Source organism: Chryseobacterium taklimakanense, assembly GCF_900187185.1.
Lineage (GTDB): Bacteria > Bacteroidota > Bacteroidia > Flavobacteriales > Weeksellaceae > Planobacterium > Planobacterium taklimakanense.
This window is the reverse complement of sequence record NZ_LT906465.1, coordinates 842,864-864,057: the sequence shown is the minus strand read 5'-3', so window position 1 is coordinate 864,057 and position 21,194 is coordinate 842,864. Positions and strand designations below refer to the sequence as shown.

The window sequence follows — 21,194 nt, the reverse complement described above, 5'->3', positions numbered from 1 at the left end:
TCGGAATTTATAAATTTCATTTTGAAAATGTCATCTTCTGAATTCTTACCGCATTTAAAACCGCAAGCAAAGCTACACCGACATCTGCAAAAACCGCTTCCCACATCGTTGCCAAGCCGCCGGCACCAAGAATAAGCACCACGGCTTTCACGAAAAAAGCCAGTGAAATATTCTGCCACACAATGGTTTTTGTCGCTTTTCCGATTTTAATAGCCATCGGAATTTTTGATGGGCGGTCATCCTGAATGACCACATCTGCGGTTTCAATCGTGGCATCGCTTCCAAGGCCGCCCATTGCAATTCCAACATCGCTTAAAGCTATAACCGGCGCATCGTTCACGCCGTCGCCGACAAACGCTACAGTTTCATTTTTAGCCTTTATTTCGTTTATTTTATTCACTTTGTCTTCCGGCAAAAGATCGCCGAAAGCACTGCTGATTCCCAGTTTTTGAGCCACTGCATTCACAACTGCTGACTTGTCGCCGCTGAGCATCGTGGTTTTTACGCCAAGCCGCTTCAGTTCTCCGATGGTTTGCGCTGCATCTTGTTTGATCTGGTCAGAAATGGTAATGTAGCCGACAAACCGCCCATCATAAGCCACAGCAATCAGTGTATCCGACACGTCGGAATGATTGATATTGTATGGAATGCCGAATTTATCCATCAGTTTAAAATTTCCGGCGAGCATTTCCTTTCCCTGAACAATCGCTTTCAGTCCGTGTCCCGGAATTTCTTCAGCATTTTCGATACTGATGGAATTGTCAGCCTCACCCGCATATTCGTGAATCGCTGTAGCAATGGGGTGTGTCGATTTGCTTTCAAGCGCGTTCAGATACTGCAGCATTATGGCCTTGTTAAAACCTTCCTGGAAGTGAACATTCTGCACCTTAAAAACGCCTTCAGTCATCGTACCGGTTTTGTCCATCACAACGTTTTGAATTTTAGCCAACACATCCAGAAAATTGCTGCCTTTAAATAAAATGCCGTTCCGGCTCGCTGCACCGATTCCCCCGAAATATCCCAGTGGAATACTGATCACCAAAGCACACGGACAGGAAATCACCAGAAAAACAAGAGCGCGGTAAAGCCAACTTTTAAAAACATAGTTTTCAACAAAAAAGTAGGGCAGAAGCGTAATCGCAATCGCCAGAAAAACCACGATCGGCGTATAAACCTTTGCGAATTTCCGGATGAAAAGTTCGGTCGGCGCTTTTTGTGAAGTTGCATTCTGAACCAGTTCCAGGATTTTGGAAAGTTTGCTGTCCTGGTATTCGGTACTTATTTTTACGTGTGAAACCGAGTTCAGGTTGATCATTCCAGCCAAAACAATATCGCCTTTCTTCTTCGTGTCGGGTTTGCTTTCGCCGGTCAGCGCTGCAGTGTTAAAAGAGGCACTTTCTGAAAGCAGTTCACCGTCCAGAGCCAGCTTTTCGCCGGGTTTGAGCTGGATGATTTCTCCGATTTTTGCCTTTTCGGCTTTTATGGTTTTCGGAATTTGATTTTCAAGAACTGTCACTTCGTCCGGCCTTTGGTCAAGTAAGGTTTTTATATTGCCTTTTGCGCGGTTTACAGCCATTGACTGAAACACTTCGCCCACCGAATAAAACAGCATCACCGCCACAGCTTCCGGATATTCCCCAATTGCAAACGCTCCCACCGTCGCAATCGTCATCAAAAAAAATTCTGAAAAAAAATCGCTGTACCGGATGCTGTGTATTGCCTCTTTAATCACCGGAAGACCTACCGGAAGGTAAGCCAGCAAATAAAGCGCAATCCTGAACCACCCCGCAAACCAATCCGGTTTCAGCCAATAATCCAGCGCCAAGCCTGTCATCAGCAATACAAATGAAATGACCGACGGCAGAAATAGTTGGAACGCCGTTTTGCCATCCGTATCGTGTGAGTGGTCGTGATCGTGCCCGTGGTCCGGGTCGTGGTCATGGTTTTCGTTCCCGTGTTCCGCCACTGGTGAATTCTGTTTTATTTTCGATGGATTATCATCGGTGCTGCAGCATTCTTTCGACATAAAATTCTTTTATTTGGAAACTTAAAATTAATCATTTAAATCCAAATACTCCCCAGAGTTGAGATTTTGAATATCTTGAAAAAAATTATGTAAGGCGCCCGGTCCGCAATACAGATACTTTTGTAGGGTATGATAGAGCTCCCAACACAGTTTGCATATCTCTTCCTTTTAGCGATTCCTGTAGCCTGTGTTGCGTGGACAGTGACGCACGAGGAAATCTTCCGTGAACCGCGGGAATATTGTGTAAAGAAATCCAAAGACAGCAAGGAACTCTGGCAGCGAAAATTCTTTTACCTTTTTACCTGCGAATACTGTTTCAGCCATTACGTTACCCTGTTTTTTCTGATAATTACCAGGTTCAAACTTGGATTTGATGATTGGCGCGGTTACCTTATTTCATTTTTTGCCGTGGTGTGGATCGCCAATGTCTATATGAGCCTTTTCGGCTACCTGAGGCAGTCGCTGAAAGTTGAAAAACTAGAAGGCAACCTGAAAGACAACGAATGGCGCGAAGTGAAAGAAGACATCAACGAAGAATACCAAATCACAAAATAATAATATTATGGATAAGGACAGACTGCAGGAATATGCGTACGACGACTACAAAGTGGTAACCAATTTCGAAACTTATGACGATGCCGAGCAATATGCCCGCGAAACTGGCGGAGAGATGATCGAAGTAGGCTTCACCGACGGTTCCGATAACCCAATGCCGAATGATACTGCAAAACTTATGGAGACCAGAAAACCCTTCAGGGTTGGCCTGGATCCTATGTATGAGGTGATCTACTCCGAAGATGAGCGCTTCCAGGAAATGGCGCAGAACATCGTGGAAGACATGAAAGAGAAAGAAAATGACGTGGCTCCCGAAGACTGGATTGCAGACCAGAACATCGCAACCGGAGACAGGATTATTGTGTTGCGCGACGGCGAGGTAAACACGGTGACTACACGCGAAAGAATTAAGTTTCTGATGCGTGGCAACCTCTATGAAATCGGCGTAAAAGTACCCAACTAAATATTTTCAGAAAAGGGCGGTTTATTTTTAAAACTCCTAATTTTTTTAAAAATAATTGATTGCCGCCCTGTTTTTTTATGAAGGCTGCTCATATTTTATGAACGGCCTTTTTTAATTTTTTTTTCAGGAGCCGGGAACCTGCTTTCCACTGCAATCTTTTGCTTTTTTACAGATTCACAATCTTGAGAAAGGAGCTTCCTTTGGTCGCGCTTTCGCGGCGTTGTTCATTGCTGCAAAAAAGCAAAAGGATTTTCGTTGTAATCAGGGCTACAAGAAACTAAACTATTTATCTCATTCCTTTCTAGTTTCCATTAATCCTTTTGGTTTGTAATGCTCACAGTAAACATCTAAGCCAAATCTAATAACAATTGCTGCTGCTGTAACTATTAATGCTTTAATTCCAATACTAGCATTGTTAAGTGCCAAAGTAATAGCGCCGATTAAATATTTGATATCAAAAACTGCACCTACAATTTTTTCATTCCACATTTTATAAACTTGACTTTTTTGGTCGCATATTGAATTATAAATAGTTCGTTTAAAAGATTTGAAAACTGTTTTTCCTGCTTCTTCATCTTTCATTAATTCATCTGAGGTTTGCAGCAATTTTCTTTCTGTATATGGCAATTGATTTTTTGCAAAACTATCAACTTCATATAATAGGTTTTTCGTATTTAAAGGAACGCTTTTGCCGAGCATTCCGAAAAGTTCGCTTTCTGTTTTCGTGGCTACTAAAAATCCGATGTCTGTTTCAATCTCTTCTACACCAAACTGCTTCGCATTTTTTTCTTTTAGACTAAACAAAGCAATCTCTTCATCAAATCTTTGAATGATTTCTTTATTAAAAATTTTGCGAGTTCTTTCTGTTTTAATTACCTCCGAATTGTTTAAAACTTCCTTTATTAATGGTTTAGCATTTTCTACTTTTAATATTCTTAAGTAACAAATCGCTAATAAGGCAGTTGCTTCTAAATATAATCTGGTATTAAATTTTACATCTTTTCTCACTCCAATTAATCCTCGCTCTGCAAAAGAATACTCTTCAACATCTAGTGCCAATTCATAAATCCAATTTTTATATCTAGCAAGTAAAGTTTTATTATTATTTTGCAGTAGTAATTCTTGAATATCTTTAAAAATTACTAAAGCATTTGTGAAATTTTTTTCTCTAATTGCGTTTTCAAATTGCGGTTTTAACTTTTTTAATCTGTTTTTTTGTGTATCGTTTAATTTCATCTATAAGTGTTATTATTTTTTGTTACCAATCAAATCCAAAAACTGCTGCTCATCCAGAATCGTAATCGTTCCGATGTCCTGGGCTTTTTTTAGTTTACTGCCGGCTTTTTCACCAACCACCAGGTAATTCAGGTTCTTGGAAACTGCTGAGATATTTTTGCCGCCGTGTTTTTCTACCATTTCCTCAGCAGCATCCCGCGTGAAAAGCGACAGTTTCCCGGTGAAGAGGAAAGTTTTGCCTTCCAGGACATGGCTTAGGACTTCGTTGGCAGATTCACCTTTTTCTAATTGTACACCATAAGATTTCAGTCTTTCAACCATGAGGTTGTTTTCCTGATTTTTGAAGAAATCAACAATCGAATAAGCGATTTTTTCTCCAATATCCTCTACCTGACAAAGTTCTTCCAGCGTCGCATTTTTCAAGTCGTCAATTGTAGTAAAATTTTTTACCAATTTTTTGGCAACGGTTTCCCCTACGTGTTTGATGCCGATCCCGAACAGCACTTTTTCAAAAGGAATTTCTTTCGATTTTTCAATGCCGTCAATAATATTTTGTGCGGATTTGTCAGCCATTCGCTCTAATGGCAGAAGTTGTTCCTTCGTCAAAACATAAAAATCAGCAGGATTTTCAATCAGTTTTTCGCGGTAGAGTTGGGCAATGGTTTCCTGGCCCAGACTTTCGATGTTCAGGGCTTTCCGGGAGACGTAATGAATCATTTTGCCCATAACCTGTGGCGGACAGTGCATTTCGTTCGGGCAAAAATGAATGGCCTGGTCTTCGGGTTTTACCAGTTCTGTTCCGCATTCCGGACAGTTTTTGATATATTGTATTTCAGGATTGGCAGGGTTTCTTTTTTCCGTGTTTACCCCAACGATTTTCGGGATGATCTCGCCGCCTTTTTCTACGAATACAAAATCATTTTCGTGCAGATCGAGTTTTTTGATGATGTCTTCATTGTGCAGGGAAGCGCGTTTCACCACGGTTCCGGCTAAAAGTACGGGTTTCAGATTGGCAACCGGAGTAATGGCGCCGGTTCTGCCGACCTGGTAAGTCACCGCCTGCAGTTCGGTTTCCACTTTTTCAGCCTTGAATTTATAGGCCATCGCCCAGCGCGGTGCCTTCGCCGTGTAACCAAGCTGCTGCTGCTGTTTCAGGGAATTCACTTTTAGGACAATCCCGTCAATTTCAAAAGGCAAATTATGCCTTTCAGTATCCCAATATTCAATAAATGCTTTTACGTCATCCATAGTGCGGCAAAGTTTCGATTGGGCCGAAGTGCGGAACCCCCACGATTTTGCATTTTCAAGAAGTTCCCAGTGGGTTTCCGCCGGAAGATTTTCTGCCACAAACTGATAAAGAACCGCGGAAAGTCCCCGTTTTCGAACTTCCGCACTGTCCTGGATTTTCAAACTTCCGGAAGCGGTGTTTCTTGGATTCATAAACGGATCCAGGCCTTCTTCTTCTCGCGCTGCATTGATTTTGTCGAAGTTTTTCCGCGTAAGGTAAATTTCACCACGCATAAAGAACCGTTCGGGAAAATCGCCTTTCAAAGTCAACGGTATATCAGAGATGGTGCGGACATTTGCGGTAATTTCATCCCCTTGAAACCCATCGCCACGCGTTACCGCTTCTTTAAGTTTTCCGTTTTCATACAGAATCGAGATGGAAGCGCCGTCGTACTTTAGTTCAGCAACAAATTCTACGGGTTCAGCAATAGCTTTTTGTATGCGCTTTTCCCAATCCGCCAGATCATTAAAATCATAAGAATTATCAAGGGAATACATCCGGAACTGATGATGAACTGTTGGGAAATTCTTGGTAATGCCTCCGCCAACACGCAAAGTAGGAGAGTTGCTGTCGTAAAATTCAGGGTGATTTTGTTCAAGTTCCTGAAGTTCTTTCAGCTTCGCATCAAATTCAAAATCTGAAATGTCAGGATCATCCAGAACATAGTAACTGTAATTATGCTGATGCAGCTCCTCGCGCAGTTGCTCTATTTTTTGCTGAATGTTTTCGGGCATATTGGTGTAGTCTTTTCACAAAAGTACTTAATCTGGCTTTAATATATAAGAATATTTAAGCTGGTAATAAGTTTTTTTATTAAGAATATTTAACATAATATATGATTTGATTACGAGCGTATTATGGTGGTGTTTAATATTTAATTCATTTACAGTTCATCTATTTGTTAAAATAAGTTAACCCCCGTTTAATAACATCTTGATTCGGTCACGGTAATTTTGCGCGAAAATTATAAAAGAAAAAGTGAAAAGGAAATTACAGACCATTATTACATTGGTATTGACGGGCACTGTTGCGGTGGAAATGGCAGCGCAAAGCAGACTTGATACCATAAAGGAAAGAAAAATCGATGAAGTGGTGGTAACTGCTTTGGGGATTAAGAGGGAGCAAAAAGCGCTGGGCTTCTCCGCCAAAAAAGTAGATGAAGAAACCTTCGAAAAAGCTCAGTACAACAACTGGGCGACGGCTATGGAAGGCAAAGTTGCCGGCTTGAAAGTGCTTACGGCTTCTGCCGGGCCTCTGGAAACTGCAAGGATAAAACTTAGGGGGGAAACCTCAATGAGTGCCAGCGACAATTTTGCCCTAATCGTAATCGACGGTATCCCTGTAGACCAAACGCTTACCAAAGGTACGGGTTCTGCAGCTTATGGTGCGGGCGCAGGCGGAGATTTACCGGTGGATTACGGCAATATTCTGAACGCTATAAATCCAGAAGACATAGAATCTGTAACCGTGCTGAAAGGCGCTTCCGCAGCAGCTTTATATGGTGAAAGAGGTGCAAATGGCGCCATCATGATCACCACGAAATCGGGAAAAGGTAAAAACGGTAAGCTGATCGTTGGTTATAATTCCAATTCAAGTTTTGAAAGTGTTTTAAAATGGCCGGACTGGCAGTACGAATACGGACAGGGAACGCAGACACGCGACAAAAGCGGCAGATATTATTATTCTTACGGTGCCTCTGAAGATGGTGTAAATACCGGAAGTACGAGTAGTGCGTTCGGGCCGAGATTCGAAGGGCAGTATTATTTTCAGTACGATCCGGAAGTGGAAGGACAAAGCCCCGAAAGAAGGCTCTGGAAGCCATATAAAGATAATGTGAAGGGATTCTTCAACGTGGGAACTACTTTCAGCAACTCCATTTCATTGGAAGCTGGCTGGCGGAAATTCAATTTTAGAACCAACCTGAATTATACGGATAATGACTGGATCGTTCCCAATACAGGCTTTGAAAGGTTTACGGCAAATAATTCCTTCGGCTTTAATTTCAATAAACTTAAGGCTACTGCCAAATTCATCTTCTCCAATACCCACAGTGATAATTTACCGGCAACAGGTTACAACAACCAGTCGCTCAATTATTTTATGATTTTCCAGAATCCGAATATTGATCTGGCGTGGTACCGCCCGATCTGGAAAAAAGGAAAATATCAGGAAGATCAGATACACCCTTTCAGTTCATTCATCGATAATCCGTACATGATTGCCTATGAAATGACCAATGCCATCAACAAAAACAACATGTTAGGCGGCATTACCCTGAATTATCAGTTCAATAATAATTTCGAGATTATGCTTCGTTCCGGTGCAGAATATACGGTAGAAGACCGCGCACAGAAAAGACCCTGGAGCAGCGCCAACTACCGGGAAGGTTACTACTCTGAGCAGCACATCAACGACAGGGTTTTTAATAATGATTTACTGCTTTCATACAATAGAGAATTTAAAGATCTGAATTTTAAAATTTCTGCCGGAGGAAGTATGAGAGATACCAGATCTGAAACTGAACGTACAAACGCTGTGGGACTTATAGAGCCAGGAATCTATACTTTCGAAAATGCAAAAGCCCTGCAGGTAAAGCCGACCAAGCCGTATAATTATAAAGTGAACAGTATGTACGGGCTTATCAATTTAGAATATCTTAAAGCCATATTTTTAGATATAACTGCAAGAAACGACTGGACCAGTACTTTGCCGAGAAAAAACTGGTCGTTCTTTTATCCTTCTGTGAGTACAAGCGTCATTCTCTCAGATTTGATGGATCTGAATAAGGGGGATTTGCTGAAGCTGAGGGCGTCTTATGCAAGATCAGGATTCGGAACTTCGCCTTACCGTTTGACAAAATATTATAGTCCGTCAGATTACGAGGATTCCTATACGATGGATGCCTTACTTTTCAATGCTGATCTAAAACCGAAAATCAACACGAATCTCGAAGCAGGTTTAGATGTGGCGGTATTGAAAAACAGGTTGAATTTCAATTTCACGTTCTATAATAATTATACTGAAAACGAAGTTTTTGGAATCCCGGTTTTGGTAGAGTCTGGTTACTCCAGGAAGCTGATCAACAGTGGAAAAGTTAGAAACAGAGGGGTAGAGCTGGAACTGGCAGGCTTCCCCTTCAAATCAAAAGCGTTCACATGGCGTATCGCGGCAAACTGGTCTGCCAACAAAAATAAAGTGATATCAATCCCGGATGAATTTAAAGATGAGCCTCTTGGCTATAACTACAGCAGCGTAGGCGGCGCGGTGTATTTTAATGCCGTAGTTGGCGGTTCACTTGGGGATATGTATGGCTATAATCTGGTGCGTGATCCTCTGGGAAATGTGGTTTGGGGTTCTGACGGGCTTACCGCAAAATCTACTCAGATGGCGAAGATCGGTAATGCCTTTCCGCTTTGGAAAGCCGGTATCGAAAACAGTTTCCAGATCAAAAATGTAAGAATCCAGTTTTCCTTTGACGGGCAGTACAAAGGCATCGTATACTCCCAAACTCACCACAAGATGACCGAACAGGGGAAACTCGCCCATACCCTGAAATACCGTGACAGTGAAGACGGAATGATGGTCGGCGAAGGGGTGGTACAGAATGCAGATGGCTCTTACTCGCCGAATACGACCAGAATTCTGGTAAGTAAATATTACTCAGATTACTACAGGAGAGCCAATGTGGAGACCAATTCCTTCGATGCTTCCTATATCAAACTTAGGGACGCACGAATAGGATATGTATTCCCGAAAACCATCACCGAGTCTATGAAACTGAGGGAGATGAGTATTTCTCTTTACGGAAAAAACCTTTGGATGTGGACCAAGTTCCCAATTTTTGACCCAGAAGCAGCAACTCTTGATGATTCCGACATTACACCGGGTGTGGATATTGGCGCGCTTCCTTCTACCAGAACTGTAGGCTTAAATTTCAATGTAAAATTCTAATAAAAAAATGAAAAAAAATATAGTTAAAATTCTTCTTGCGGCTGCGCTGCTTAATGCCGCCTACTCCTGCACCAGAGATTTCGAGGAGCTGAACCTTGATACATCAAAAGTTCTGGAGGTACAATCAGGGCAGCTTTTGAATCCTGCGCTATTTGAAATGGCAAGTCAGGCGTACTTGCGTGCAAATGATTTTACTTTCGATGTGATGCAGTATTCCCTTGATTTTCCGAATGAGGGAAATACTTACAGCAGATATTACCTTACTGAAAATTCCGGAGTTGGTTACTGGAATCATTCTTACAAATGGCTGAAGCAAATTCGTGAAATGCTGATTCTTGCAGAAAAGGAAGGCGACAACAATAATAAAGCGGTTGCGTTGGTGCTGCAGTCTTGGGGGTATGCCAACCTTACGGACAGTTTTGGCGATATTCCTTTCACTGAGGCCAATGCTCTTGATGAGGAAATTAGAAAGCCAAAATTCGACAAACAGAAGGATGTTTATTTAAAATTATTAAATGATCTGGATGCGGCGAATAAACTTTTCAATACTGCAGAAAAGCTGAAAGGGCACGACCAGCTTTACAGCGCAGAAACAGATGCTGCCGGGATCCTGAAATGGAAGAAATTCTGCAACACTTTATCATTAAGGCTTTTGTTAAGAATTTTGGACAGAGACGGTGAAATTGATGTAAAAAACAGAATAAAAAGAATTGTAAACAATCCTGCCGAATACCCGATTTTCCAAAACAATACAGAGAGCGCTTTTGTGAAGGCAAGCGGTACAGCGCCATTTGACGCACCCATTGCAAGGCCGCAGGATTTCACAACGGGAAGGGCTGCAGCAGATTTTTTTGTGAGATACCTCAATGATACCAAGGATCCGCGTCTTTCAAAATTCTTCTCCAAAGCAAGAGATTTAAATAACAAAGACATAGGTTACAAAGGAATTCCGTCCGGTTACAAAGCTGGAACTGTTTTCGATTATACACCTTCCAACTTAAATCAGAATTTGGCCAAAACTCCTTTAACGATCAAGATTCTTGGTTATTCGGAGCTGCAGTTTATCCTTGCAGAGCTTGCTTTGAAAGGAATTGTTTCCGGCGATCCCAAAACTTTTTATGAAAACGGCGTGAAAGCCTCTGTGGAGCAATGGGAGTCTACAATGCCGGCGACATATTTAGCACAGCCTTTAGTAGCATATGACGGGACATTAGAGCGTATCATGATGCAGAAATATATCGCTTTGTTCTTTGTGGATCAGCAGGCGTGGTATGAGTACCGCAGAACCGGTTTCCCAAAACTGCAGAATAACGGCGGCCTTCTGAATAATGCTCAAATGCCTTCCAGGTTTATGTACACTCCTAACAGCAAACTTCTCAACTCAGAGAACTATAATGCAGCAGTGCAAAGTATGGGTGGTGATGACATTAATACTAAAGTTTGGTGGGATAAATAGAAGCTATGAAAACACTTTTGGTAACACTGATTTTCAGCTCAGTATTTTATAATGCCCAAACCAGGATCATTGCGCACCGCGGATACTGGAAGACTGAAAATTCTGCGCAGAATTCTGTTTCCTCACTCAGGAACGCCCAGCAGCAGCAATTTTACGGGTCAGAATTTGATGTCAGGATGTCTAAAGACGGCAAGTTGGTTGTGAATCATGATGAGCATATCAACGGCTTGGAAATTTCTGAAACCAGTTTTTCAAAACTCAGAACTCAAAAACTGAAAAACGGTGAAAAAATTCCAACTTTTGCTAAATATTTGAAAGCCGGAAGAAAAGTACCGGCTGTGAAGCTGATTGTAGAATTAAAGCCTGCAAAATCTGTAGAACTGGAAAATAAACTGGTTCAAAAAGCTTTGAAAGAAGTCGAAAAATACGGAGTTGGGGCGCAGTGCGAATTCATTTCTTTCAGCTTGAATATTTGCAAAGAACTTAAAAAGCTTCAGCCCAGTGCAACGGTGCAGTATCTTAACGGAGACCTGACGCCGCAACAGCTTAAAGATTTGGGAATTGACGGTTTTGATTATAATTTTAAAATTCTTCAGAAAAATCCAGCCTGGATTTCAGAAGCAAAAAATCTCGGATTGATTACCAATTCCTGGACCGTCAATGATGAGACTGTTTACCTTGAACTGAAAAATGCGGGAATTGATTTTATTACGACAGATATTCCCACTCAATTAAAAAATAAATAAAATGAAATTTAAATTAATCTTTCCGGCTGTCTTAATTTCAGCTTTTGCCATAGCGCAGTCTTCCGTTTCGGGATATGTTTACCACGACCGTAACAACAATTCGATAAAAGACCGAAACGAAAAAGGTATCGCCAATGTGGCGGTATCAAACGGTGTTGAGGTGACAAAAACAGATGAAAACGGGCGTTATTCGCTGCCGCTTTCTGGTGATAATCTCGTATTTGTGATAAAACCAAGCGGTTATCAAACCAAAATTGGAAGCCATAACCTGCCTGAGTTTTATTATAATTTTAAACCTCAGGGTTCACCGGATAATTTCAAGTATAAAGGTGTATCGCCTACCGGCGCATTGCCAAAAGAGGTGAATTTTCCGCTGTATGCAAAACAGGAGCAAAAAGATTTCCAGATTCTGGTTTTTGGCGATCCGCAACCTTACAGTGAAAAGGAAATTGATTATTTCAAAAGAGGAATTGTCAATGAAGTAAAAAACAATAAGAAAAATGCGGTTTTCGGAATCAGTTTGGGTGACCTAGTTGGTGATGACCTTAGCCTCCACCAATCCTATAAAAATGCGGTGAAGGAAATCGGTATTCCTTGGTACAATGTCATGGGCAACCACGACATGAATTACGAAGCGAAGGAAGATAAATATTCGGATGAAACATTCGAGGCTAATTTTGGACCCAACAATTATGCATTCAATTATGGGAACGTGCATTTCCTGATCCTGGATGATATTCTGTATCCGGACCCGCGCGATGGCAAAGGTTATTGGGGCGGTTTCCGCGAAGATCAGCTTAAATTTATAGAAAATGACCTCAAACTGGTTGATAAAAACAAGCTTATTGTACTGTCATTCCACATCCAGATGAAACCGGAGCGTGAAGGCGATGACCATTTCAGAATGGAGGACAGGCAAAAACTGTTCGATATTTTAAAACCGTTTGAAAATGTACTGATGATGTCGGCTCACACCCACAAGCAAACCCAGATTTTCTATGGCAAGGGCGATGGCTGGGAAGGTGTGAAAAACCTGCACGAACTCAATATGGGTACCACTTCCGGCGACTGGTATTCCGGTACGGTGGATGAATTGGGCGTTCCGGTGTCGGTCATGCGGGACGGTACCTACAGGGGTTATTCTTTCGTGAATTTTAAAGACAACAAATACAGCATTGATTACAAAGTAGCCGGTAAGCCTGAAGATTTCATGATTCAGCTTCACGTGCCGCAGGTCATCTCACAGACCAGAAGTTCAGCGCGTATATTTGCAAACTTTTTTACCGGTGCTGAAAATGACGTGGTGGAATACAGAATCGACGGTGGCGACTGGAAAAAAATGGAGTTCATGAAAACCATTGATCCGGCTTATATGCTTTCTGTGTTTAAATGGGATACAGCCACTGAGCTGTACCAGGGCAGAAGGCCTTCAAACCCGGAACCTTCAAATCATATCTGGAGTGCCGGTTTCCCAAAAAATCTGAAAATTGGCAAACATAAGGTGGAAGTAAGAGCCACCGATATGTACGGTAAAACTTTTTATGCAGGCAAGGAATTTGCTGTTCAGAATCTCAATTTTATTCCATAAACTTTTTCACTTACTTAATGATAAACCGGCTTTCGTTCTGAAGGCCGGTTTTCTTTATTATTATGTTTTTAGGCATATGTCGCCTTTCCACAGCGCAGCACCGTATTGCTTTAATCAATTCTAGGGTCAATTTTTTTAGTTGCTAAAAGTGGGATACATCTTGACGGTGAATTTTAACAAAATTCTAAATCTGAAATGAAACCTCCTCTTTCCACAACTCTGTCAAATACAAAAAAGGCTAGAAATTAATATAAGGTATCAAAGAACTCAAAAAAATAGACGACACTTTGGATGTTTTTGCCTGTCATGGCGTAGGAGGGATTATGGGAATGATTCTTACCGCAATTTTTGCGCATGGTGAAAATGCAAGTTTGCTGCATGGCGGCTGGTCGGTTTTTGGGCATCACATGCTGGTTTTGGTTCTGGTGTCGGTTTTTACGTTTTTTGGAGCAATTTTGCTTTACAAAATCACCGATTTCATCATTCCGCTAAGGGTTTCCGAAGAATCAGAGCACCTCGGACTGGACCTTTCTCAGCACGATGAATCCATTGGTTTTTAATTTTAATGAAAAAAAAGCACCGTTTCAATCTCGGTGCTTTTAATTTTTTAATGACTTAGCATTTCCTTTATTTTCTCAGAAACCTTGTCCGCGTTGGGAAGCATTTCCTTTTCTAAAATTAAGTTGATCGGTACTGCCGGTAAATCTAGCGAACCCATAGTTTCAACCGGTAAATCCAGATATTTGAAGCAGTTTTTGGAAATACGGTGTGCAAAAGCTTCTGCAAAGGAATTGTTAAGTTGTTCTTCGGTGAGAACTAAGCATTTCCCGTGAAGTTTTACCCTTTCAAAAACAAGTTTTTCATCAAGTGGAACTAATGTTCTTAGATCAATGATTTCAACTCTGCCTTCAAATGATTTTGCAGCTTCTTTCGCCCAGTAAACGCCCATTCCGTAAGTAACAATGACCAAAGTTCTGCCTTTTTCCGTTTCCGTTTTATCGGCTTCTTTGATGATGTTAGCTTTTCCGAACGGTAAAATATAATCTTCCGCCGGTTCTACTGTTTTAGCGTTTTCGGTGCCGGGTACTTTGCTCCAGTACAGACCTTTATGCTCCAGCATTACTACAGGATTCGGGTCGTAGTACGCAGCTTTCAGCAAACCTTTGAAGTCTGCCGCGTTGCTCGGGTATGCGACTTTTATTCCTTTTATATTTGAAATGATGCTTTCTACACTGCCGCTGTGGTACGGGCCGCCACCTCCGTAAGCTCCCGTTGGAACTCGGATGATGTTGCTTACCGGATATTTTCCGTTGCTTAAATAGCAGGATTTGGATATTTCTGTAATCAGTTGGTTGATTCCGGGATAAATATAGTCCGCAAACTGTACCTCCACAATCGGTTTCAGTCCAACGGCGCTCATACCGACCGTAGACCCAATGATATAAGCTTCCTGAATGGCCGTGTTGAAAACTCTCTTAGCGCCAAATTTGTTTCCCAAAGTAACCGTCTCGCGGAACACACCGCCGATTCTGGCGCCCACATCCTGGCCGTACAAAACGGCTTCCGGATGCTTGTACATCAGTTCCTGTATGGCGTGTATCGCGGCATCCACCATCACGATTTTTTCTTTTGCATTGGCATCTGCAGGAACCCTGCTTCCGGTTTCTTCGGTTACTGGTGTTGGAGCAAAAACGTGTTCAGTTACACTTTCGGGAGACGGATCTGGTGCGCTTTGAGCTTTTTGAAAAGCTTCCTCAGCCTCGATGCGTGCTTTTTTTGTGATCTGTTTCAGGAGTTCTTCGTCAAAACCTTCGTCGAGCAAGATGTTTCTCAGGATATCTCCTGGATCTTTTGCCCTGTGTTTGGCCAAATCCTCTTCATCTCGGTAGAATTCGCGCCTAACGCCGGAAGTGTGATGCCCGATGAGTACGGTTTTTGCACACACCACCATCGGTTTTTGTTCGTTTCTTACAAAATCGAAAGCTTTTTCCATACCTTCAAAGGCTTCGGCGAAATTGGTGCCGTCAATCCTCATTCTTTCCAGACCGGTAAATCCGGCTACAAATTCATAGGCATCTGCGGTTCGTGCTTCCTCTTTGGTTACCGAAATCCCCCATTCGTTATCCTGAACCAGGAAAATAATCGGCAGCTGATGAAGTGCAGCAAACTGGAACGCCTCAGAAACTTCACCTTCTGTCACGGAATTGTCCCCCAGCGAACAAACCACAACGGGATTTTCACTGAATGTTTTAAGATTAAATTCCTGAAGATATTTTAAACCCTGTGCCACACCGGTTGTAGGAATCGCCTGCATTCCGGTCGCTGAACTCTGATGGATTATTTTTGGTAAATTCCCGTCCTTGCTCGAAGGATGAGAATAATACGAACGTCCCCCGGAAAACGGGTCGTCTGCTTTCGCCAGAAGCTGGAGCATCAGCTGGTATGGTTGAAATCCGATGCCAAGCAGCAAGCTTTCGTCGCGGTAGTATGGCGAAACCCAGTCATCTTTTTTTAGATGGTAAGCTGTAGCCAGCTGAATGGCTTCGTGGCCGCGTGAGGTGCTGTGAACATATTTGCACACACTGCGGTTTTCCTCGTAGATGTCTGCCATCGCTTTGGCAAGCATCATATGGTTGTAGGCTTTTAGTAAAATGTCCTGTGATACAGTCTCTTTAATCTTCGTATTCATACCTCCCAAAGATAAACAATTTAAGTAACTTTAAGTTTATAGGATGAATCTTGCAGCAACCAAAACAAACTCCTTACAGAAGGTTTAGCTGAACTTTGAAATATGGCTTGGCTAATGTCCGGTATTGTGCGCTTTGAAGAGAAGTTATGTAAAATGCCCGGCAGCCGCACTTCATGAATTTGGAATAAAAACAACTTTTTTTTGCGGTATTTTTCTGCTACTTTTACAAAAAATTAGGACAGATTTTTCTTCTGTCTTTTTACTGTTAACTTGCTTCTTTTTAAATAATGTACTTAGTTTTTGATACCGAAACCACGGGTTTACCGAATAATTTTAACGCCCCAGTTTCCGACAGCGGCAACTGGCCGAGGATGGTGCAGATTGCGTGGCAACTGCACGATGACGAAGGAAATTTGATTGAAAATCAGGATTATATCATTAAGCCGGAAGGTTATGATATTCCGTTCAACGCGTCGAGGATTCACGGGATTACGACGAAATTGGCGAATGAAGAAGGCCGGGATCTGGCTGAAGTGCTGCAGGAATTTAATGAAGTTTTGAAAAAAGCAAAATTCGGCGTCGGGCAGAATGTTGAATTCGATTATAAAATTATCGGAGCCGAGTTTTTCAGGAAAGAAATTGAAAACTCACTGCAGGATCTTCCTAAAGCCGATACGATGATTTTCGGGACAGAGTACTGCGCGATCCCGTCCGGAAAAGAAGGCAAATTTAAGTCGCCGAAACTGGAAGAGATTTACGAAAAACTTTACGGTCATAAATTCGATGAAGCGCACAACGCTGCCGCAGACGTGAATGCCACGGCACAGGTTTTCTTCGAAATGCTCAGGATCGGTGTCATTAATGCATCATACTTAAAAATTTCTGAAGATCTGATCCGGAATTTCCGGGCCGCGAATCCGAATCCGATTAAACCTTTCGGAATTGTCATCAGAAGGCAGGTTGCGGCTTCCAAAACCAAGAAGAGAACGGTTGATTTTGGCGACACTCCGGAAGTGGAACTGGGAAGCTATTTCAATTTCCACAACCACAGTATTTACTCGTCCCTGCAGGCTTCTACGGATATTTCGGATTTAATAAAAAAAGCTTTGTACAACAATTTTCCGGCGGTTGGAATGGTGGATTTGGGCAATATGATGGGCGCTTTCAAATTTGTTTCCGAAGTGGAAAAAGCCAACGGTGCAATAAAAAATTCAGCCAAAGAATATTTTGCCAAAAAAGATGAAGCTGAACAAAATGGAGAAGAATTTTCCGAGCCTGAACCGCGTAAAGAGCTGATTCCGGTTTTGGGCTGCGAATTTTACATTTCCGACCGTCCTGAGCAGAAAACATTTACCAAGGACGATCCCGACAGAAGGACGAATGTAGTTTTGTTGGCCAAAAATTTCAACGGCTATAAAAATCTCGCAAAACTGTCGAGTCTGGGTTATGTGAACGGATTTTATTTCGGGGTACCAAGGATTTCCCGAAAAATGATTGCGGAATATAAGGAAGATGTTATTGCTTTAACAGCCGGAACTTTCGGGGATATTCCAAATACGATTCTGGAATTTGGTGAACAGAAGGGTGAGGAATTGTTCAGATGGTGGAAGGATACTTTCGGAGAAGATTTTTATGTCCAGATCCAGAACCACGAAGTGGTGGAAGAGGAGCACGTGAACGACGTACTGCTCGGGTTTGCGGATAAATATGATGTGAAAATTCTGGCCCAGAACGAAACGTTTTACACCGAAAAATCTGATGCCAATATTCAGGATATTTTATACTGTATCAAGGACGGTGAAAAACTTTCAACGCCGGTTGGTAAAGGCTTTGGAAAACGCCGCGGCCTTCCTTCCAGTGAATATTATATTAAGGACGAAGCTGAACTGAAACAGACGTTTCGCAATTATCCCGATGCCTTCGAAGCGTACGGAGAATTTCTGCAGAAATTTGAACCCTATACTTTAAAAAGAGATGTTCTCCTTCCGAAATTTGATATTCCTGCTGAATTTTTCAGCGAAGAAGACGAAAAAGACGGTGGAAAACGTGGTGAAAATGCCTATTTACGCCATTTAACTTACGAAGGAGCCAAAGCAAAGTATGGTGAAATTACGCCGGAAATTGCCGACCGTCTCGATTTTGAACTCGAAGTTATTGAAAACACCGGTTATCCCGGTTACTTTTTGATTGTGCAGGATTTCTGCAACGAGGCAAGGAAAATGGGTGTTTCCGTAGGGCCGGGACGAGGTTCTGCAGCCGGTTCTGCGGTAGCATACTGCATCGGGATTACTAATGTGGACCCTATTAAATACGACCTGCTTTTTGAGAGATTTTTGAATCCGGAGAGGATTTCGATGCCGGATATTGACATTGATTTTGATGATGAAGGCCGCGACCGTGTCATCAAATGGGTGGTGGAAAAATACGGTAAAACCAATGTAGCGCAGATCATTACCTATTCCGTACTGGGTGGAAAATCTGCAATTAAAGATGCGGGAAGAGTGCTGGATGTTCCGATTCCCGATACCAACAATATCGCGAAACTCGTTCCCCCAAGTCCGGGGATGAACATTGCCAAGGCTTTTTCAAAATATGAAAAACTGCCGCCGGAAGACAAAATCCTCGTGGATGAAATGAAGAAAATTCTTGAAGATAAAGGGGATTACCGTCACAGTGTGCTCGCTTCTGCCCAAAAAATGGAAGGGGCCATCCGGAACACCGGAATTCACGCCTGTGGGGTAATTATCACGCCGGAAGATATTTCTAATTTGGTTCCAATTACGATTGCTGCGAAAGATGCTGATATTATCGTGTCGCAGTTCGACAACTCGGTGGCGGAAAGCGCGGGGCTTTTAAAAATGGATTTCCTGGGGTTAAGAACTTTAACCATCATTAAAGACGCCATCAAACTCGTAAAAGCCAACCACGGAATTGAGATTGATACTGATGAAATTCCTCTGGATGACGAGAAAACCTATCAGCTGTTTCAGGAAGGAAGAACGGTTGGCATTTTCCAGTACGAATCGCCCGGAATGCAGAAATATATGCGCGAACTGAAACCGACGGTTTTTGCGGACTTGATTGCGATGAACGCGCTGTACCGTCCGGGACCGATTAAATACATTCCTAACTTCATCAACAGGAAACACGGCGTAGAAGAAATTGTATATGACCTTCCGGAAAACGAAGAATATCTTGCTGAAACCTACGGAATTACCGTCTATCAGGAGCAGGTGATGCTGCTTTCGCAGAAACTGGCCAATTTTACCAAAGGTGAAGCCGATACTTTGAGGAAAGCAATGGGTAAAAAACAAAAAGATGTTTTGGACAAGATGTACCCGAAATTTCTGGAGGGAGGCAAATCCAACAATCTCGACGAAGCTAAACTCAATAAAATCTGGAAAGACTGGGAAGCGTTTGCGGAGTATGCCTTCAACAAATCGCACTCTACCTGTTACGCCTTAATTGCTTATCACACAGCGTATTTAAAAGCCAATTATCCGGCGGAATATATGGCGAGTGTGATGACGCACAACCTGAACAATACCAAGCAAATCACCATGTTTATGGAAGATTGCAAAAATATGGGCGTGGATGTTCTGGGACCGGATGTGAACGAATCACAGTACGAATTTGCGGTGAATGACAAAGGGCAGATTCGTTTCGGTTTGGGAGCGATAAAAGGCATCGGTGAAGGGCCGAGTGAAGCGATTGTGGAAAGCCGAAAAGCCGGAAGATACAATACGGTTCTTGAATTTTTTGAGCGGATTCCTTCAAGCCAAATCAATAAAAGGGTGGTAGAATCGCTTGTAATGGCGGGTGCTTTCGATGAAATTGACAAATACCACCGTGCGCAGTATTTTGACATCGACAATGCCGGAAGAACCAATATTGAAAGGCTTCTGCGCTATGGACAGAGTTTTCAGGACAATAAAAACGAGGTGGAAAATTCTCTTTTTGCAGATTTTGCAGATGAGGTGAAAATAGAGCCTCCAAAAATCAGTCCTGCTCCGGAATGGCCCAATATGTACAAACTCAATAAAGAAAAGGAAATTATCGGGTTCTACCTATCGGCCCATCCTTTGGATGAATTTAAATATCAGTACCAGTTTATTACGGGTGCGCTTTCCCGGAAAGAAATTCTGGAAGGGAAAAAGGATGAGGAAATCACAGTGGAGAAAGTCATTGCTCCGGTAGAGAATGATGAGGATGACATACCGGAAGAAGTTATTGATCTGGAACTGGCTGAAGACGGCGAAATCATCGAAGAAGAACCGGTGAAAAATGTAGAAGCCAGAGGAAACTTTAATTTTCTGAATTTAGATGAAATTGATGCCTTCCGGGATAAGAATTTTGGTGCAGAACAGATCAAACTTTTTGAAGAAATAAAAGATTTTAAAGAAAAGCAGAAATTCAACTCGAATGCGAAAGAGTTTATGGTTGCAGGGTTGATCACCGAATACACCGTTCGCGACGGCTACAACAGCGGTGAAAAAGTTGCCTTCATGACTTTGGAAGATTACACCGGCAGTTACAGTTTCCGGTTGGGTGACCGGGATTACCTCAAATTACGCGATAAACTCGATGTACAGCGGTTTGTAATTCTTAAAATTAAATTTTCGCTAACGGCGGGCAAAAAGGACAAACAGGGCAAAGTGCTGAGCGAAGGCCGTGCTTTTGTGAACATAACAGATGTCATAGACCTGAAAGAAGCCTTCGAGAAATATGCTAAAAGTATCTCTGTGGTGATGGATGTGAATGATTTGCGGAAAGATGATCTGGATTTTCTGGTTAAAACGTTTGAAGAACATAGAGGCGAAAAGAAACTACATTTTTTTATAAAAAACCCTGAGGAAAACAGCCATCTTGAGCTGGTGTCTCTCCGCACGAAGATCGATGTGAACGGAGATCTGCTTGAAATCTTCGGCAAGGAAAATAAATATGAATTTTTCCTTAATTAAATGATGTCACTTTCACAAAAATGCATCCTTAGAAAATTTATTCTTTTGAATCGTTTTTATGCATAGCGTAATAATTTCGGATACTTAGTTGAGAAAATGGTGCAACAAAAACAGCAAAAAACCTTCTTATTTGAATTAAATTTTAGGATAATATAAATTTTTCCTTAAATATTTATCACAGATAATCAGGATGTTAGCCTTATCTAGCGCTAAAATCATGATAAAAAATCATAAA

The 21,194-nt window shown here is 42.0% G+C and carries 11 protein-coding genes and 1 pseudogene; 8 read left to right on the top strand and 4 right to left on the bottom strand.

What is annotated here, in order from left to right; all coding sequences use genetic code 11:
* Positions 1 to 16: 16 nt before the first annotated feature.
* Positions 17 to 2,026 carry a heavy metal translocating P-type ATPase gene (locus CKV81_RS04095; RefSeq protein ID WP_095070656.1) on the bottom strand — a complete coding sequence of 670 codons (2,010 nt, stop codon included), beginning with the start codon at positions 2,024 to 2,026 and terminating at the stop codon, positions 17 to 19.
* 129 nt (positions 2,027 to 2,155) lie between these two features.
* Between CKV81_RS04095 and CKV81_RS04090 the strand changes: the two genes are divergently transcribed.
* Positions 2,156 to 2,581 carry a hypothetical protein gene (locus CKV81_RS04090; RefSeq protein ID WP_095070654.1) on the top strand — a complete coding sequence of 142 codons (426 nt, stop codon included), beginning with the start codon at positions 2,156 to 2,158 and terminating at the stop codon, positions 2,579 to 2,581.
* A 7-nt stretch (positions 2,582 to 2,588) separates the two neighbouring features.
* A complete protein-coding gene (locus tag CKV81_RS04085; protein WP_095070652.1) occupies positions 2,589 to 3,044 on the top strand; it encodes a hypothetical protein in 456 nt (151 codons plus the stop codon).
* Between the two features lie 291 nt (positions 3,045 to 3,335).
* Here CKV81_RS04085 and CKV81_RS04080 read toward each other — a convergent pair whose 3' ends face one another.
* Together CKV81_RS04080 and ligA are read right to left on the bottom strand one after the other, a co-directional pair.
* A complete protein-coding gene (locus CKV81_RS04080) occupies positions 3,336 to 4,280 on the bottom strand; it encodes a hypothetical protein (protein ID WP_095070650.1) in 945 nt (314 codons plus the stop codon).
* Between the two features lie 12 nt (positions 4,281 to 4,292).
* The gene (gene ligA, locus CKV81_RS04075) at positions 4,293 to 6,302 is read right to left on the bottom strand and encodes an NAD-dependent DNA ligase LigA (RefSeq protein WP_095070647.1); all 2,010 of its coding nucleotides are present in this window, start codon (positions 6,300 to 6,302) and stop codon (positions 4,293 to 4,295) included.
* 244 nt (positions 6,303 to 6,546) lie between these two features.
* Between ligA and CKV81_RS04070 the strand changes: the two genes are divergently transcribed.
* From CKV81_RS04070 to CKV81_RS04050, 5 genes and pseudogenes are all read left to right on the top strand, one after another.
* Positions 6,547 to 9,519 carry a SusC/RagA family TonB-linked outer membrane protein gene (locus CKV81_RS04070; protein ID WP_095070645.1) on the top strand — a complete coding sequence of 991 codons (2,973 nt, stop codon included), beginning with the start codon at positions 6,547 to 6,549 and terminating at the stop codon, positions 9,517 to 9,519.
* Positions 9,520 to 9,526: 7 nt separating this feature from the next.
* A complete protein-coding gene (locus CKV81_RS04065; RefSeq protein ID WP_095070643.1) occupies positions 9,527 to 10,975 on the top strand; it encodes a SusD/RagB family nutrient-binding outer membrane lipoprotein in 1,449 nt (482 codons plus the stop codon).
* 5 nt (positions 10,976 to 10,980) lie between these two features.
* Positions 10,981 to 11,721 carry a glycerophosphodiester phosphodiesterase gene (locus tag CKV81_RS04060; protein WP_095070641.1) on the top strand — a complete coding sequence of 247 codons (741 nt, stop codon included), beginning with the start codon at positions 10,981 to 10,983 and terminating at the stop codon, positions 11,719 to 11,721.
* Position 11,722: 1 nt separating this feature from the next.
* Positions 11,723 to 13,309 (top strand): calcineurin-like phosphoesterase C-terminal domain-containing protein, encoded by a 1,587-nt coding sequence (locus tag CKV81_RS04055; protein WP_095070639.1) that lies wholly within the window; start codon positions 11,723 to 11,725, stop codon positions 13,307 to 13,309.
* 260 nt (positions 13,310 to 13,569) lie between these two features.
* Positions 13,570 to 13,869, top strand: a pseudogene (locus tag CKV81_RS04050) (ammonia channel protein); the annotation flags it as partial.
* A 47-nt stretch (positions 13,870 to 13,916) separates the two neighbouring features.
* Here the strand turns inward: CKV81_RS04050 and CKV81_RS04045 are convergent.
* Positions 13,917 to 15,998, bottom strand: coding sequence for an alpha-ketoacid dehydrogenase subunit alpha/beta (locus CKV81_RS04045; protein WP_095070637.1), 2,082 nt, complete (start codon positions 15,996 to 15,998; stop codon positions 13,917 to 13,919).
* Positions 15,999 to 16,285: 287 nt separating this feature from the next.
* On the opposite strand from CKV81_RS04045, the gene dnaE reads away from it, so the two are divergent.
* Positions 16,286 to 20,959: a DNA polymerase III subunit alpha gene (gene dnaE / locus CKV81_RS04040; RefSeq protein WP_095070635.1), complete on the top strand. Its 4,674-nt coding sequence runs from the start codon at positions 16,286 to 16,288 to the stop codon at positions 20,957 to 20,959.
* Positions 20,960 to 21,194: the final 235 nt, after the last annotated feature.

Excerpts from the sequence above, each read along its gene's own strand:
- CKV81_RS04065 (WP_095070643.1), top strand. The coding sequence starts at position 9,527 with ATGAAAAAAAATATAGTTAAAATTCTTCTTGCGGCTGCGCTGCTTAAT.
- CKV81_RS04055 (WP_095070639.1), top strand. The coding sequence starts at position 11,723 with ATGAAATTTAAATTAATCTTTCCGGCTGTCTTAATTTCAGCTTTTGCC.
- dnaE (WP_095070635.1), top strand. The coding sequence starts at position 16,286 with ATGTACTTAGTTTTTGATACCGAAACCACGGGTTTACCGAATAATTTT.
- CKV81_RS04085 (WP_095070652.1), top strand. The coding sequence starts at position 2,589 with ATGGATAAGGACAGACTGCAGGAATATGCGTACGACGACTACAAAGTG.
- CKV81_RS04080 (WP_095070650.1), bottom strand. The coding sequence starts at position 4,280 with ATGAAATTAAACGATACACAAAAAAACAGATTAAAAAAGTTAAAACCG.
- ligA (WP_095070647.1), bottom strand. The coding sequence starts at position 6,302 with ATGCCCGAAAACATTCAGCAAAAAATAGAGCAACTGCGCGAGGAGCTG.
- CKV81_RS04095 (WP_095070656.1), bottom strand. The coding sequence starts at position 2,026 with ATGTCGAAAGAATGCTGCAGCACCGATGATAATCCATCGAAAATAAAA.
- CKV81_RS04045 (WP_095070637.1), bottom strand. The coding sequence starts at position 15,998 with ATGAATACGAAGATTAAAGAGACTGTATCACAGGACATTTTACTAAAA.
- CKV81_RS04060 (WP_095070641.1), top strand. The coding sequence starts at position 10,981 with ATGAAAACACTTTTGGTAACACTGATTTTCAGCTCAGTATTTTATAAT.
- CKV81_RS04090 (WP_095070654.1), top strand. The coding sequence starts at position 2,156 with ATGATAGAGCTCCCAACACAGTTTGCATATCTCTTCCTTTTAGCGATT.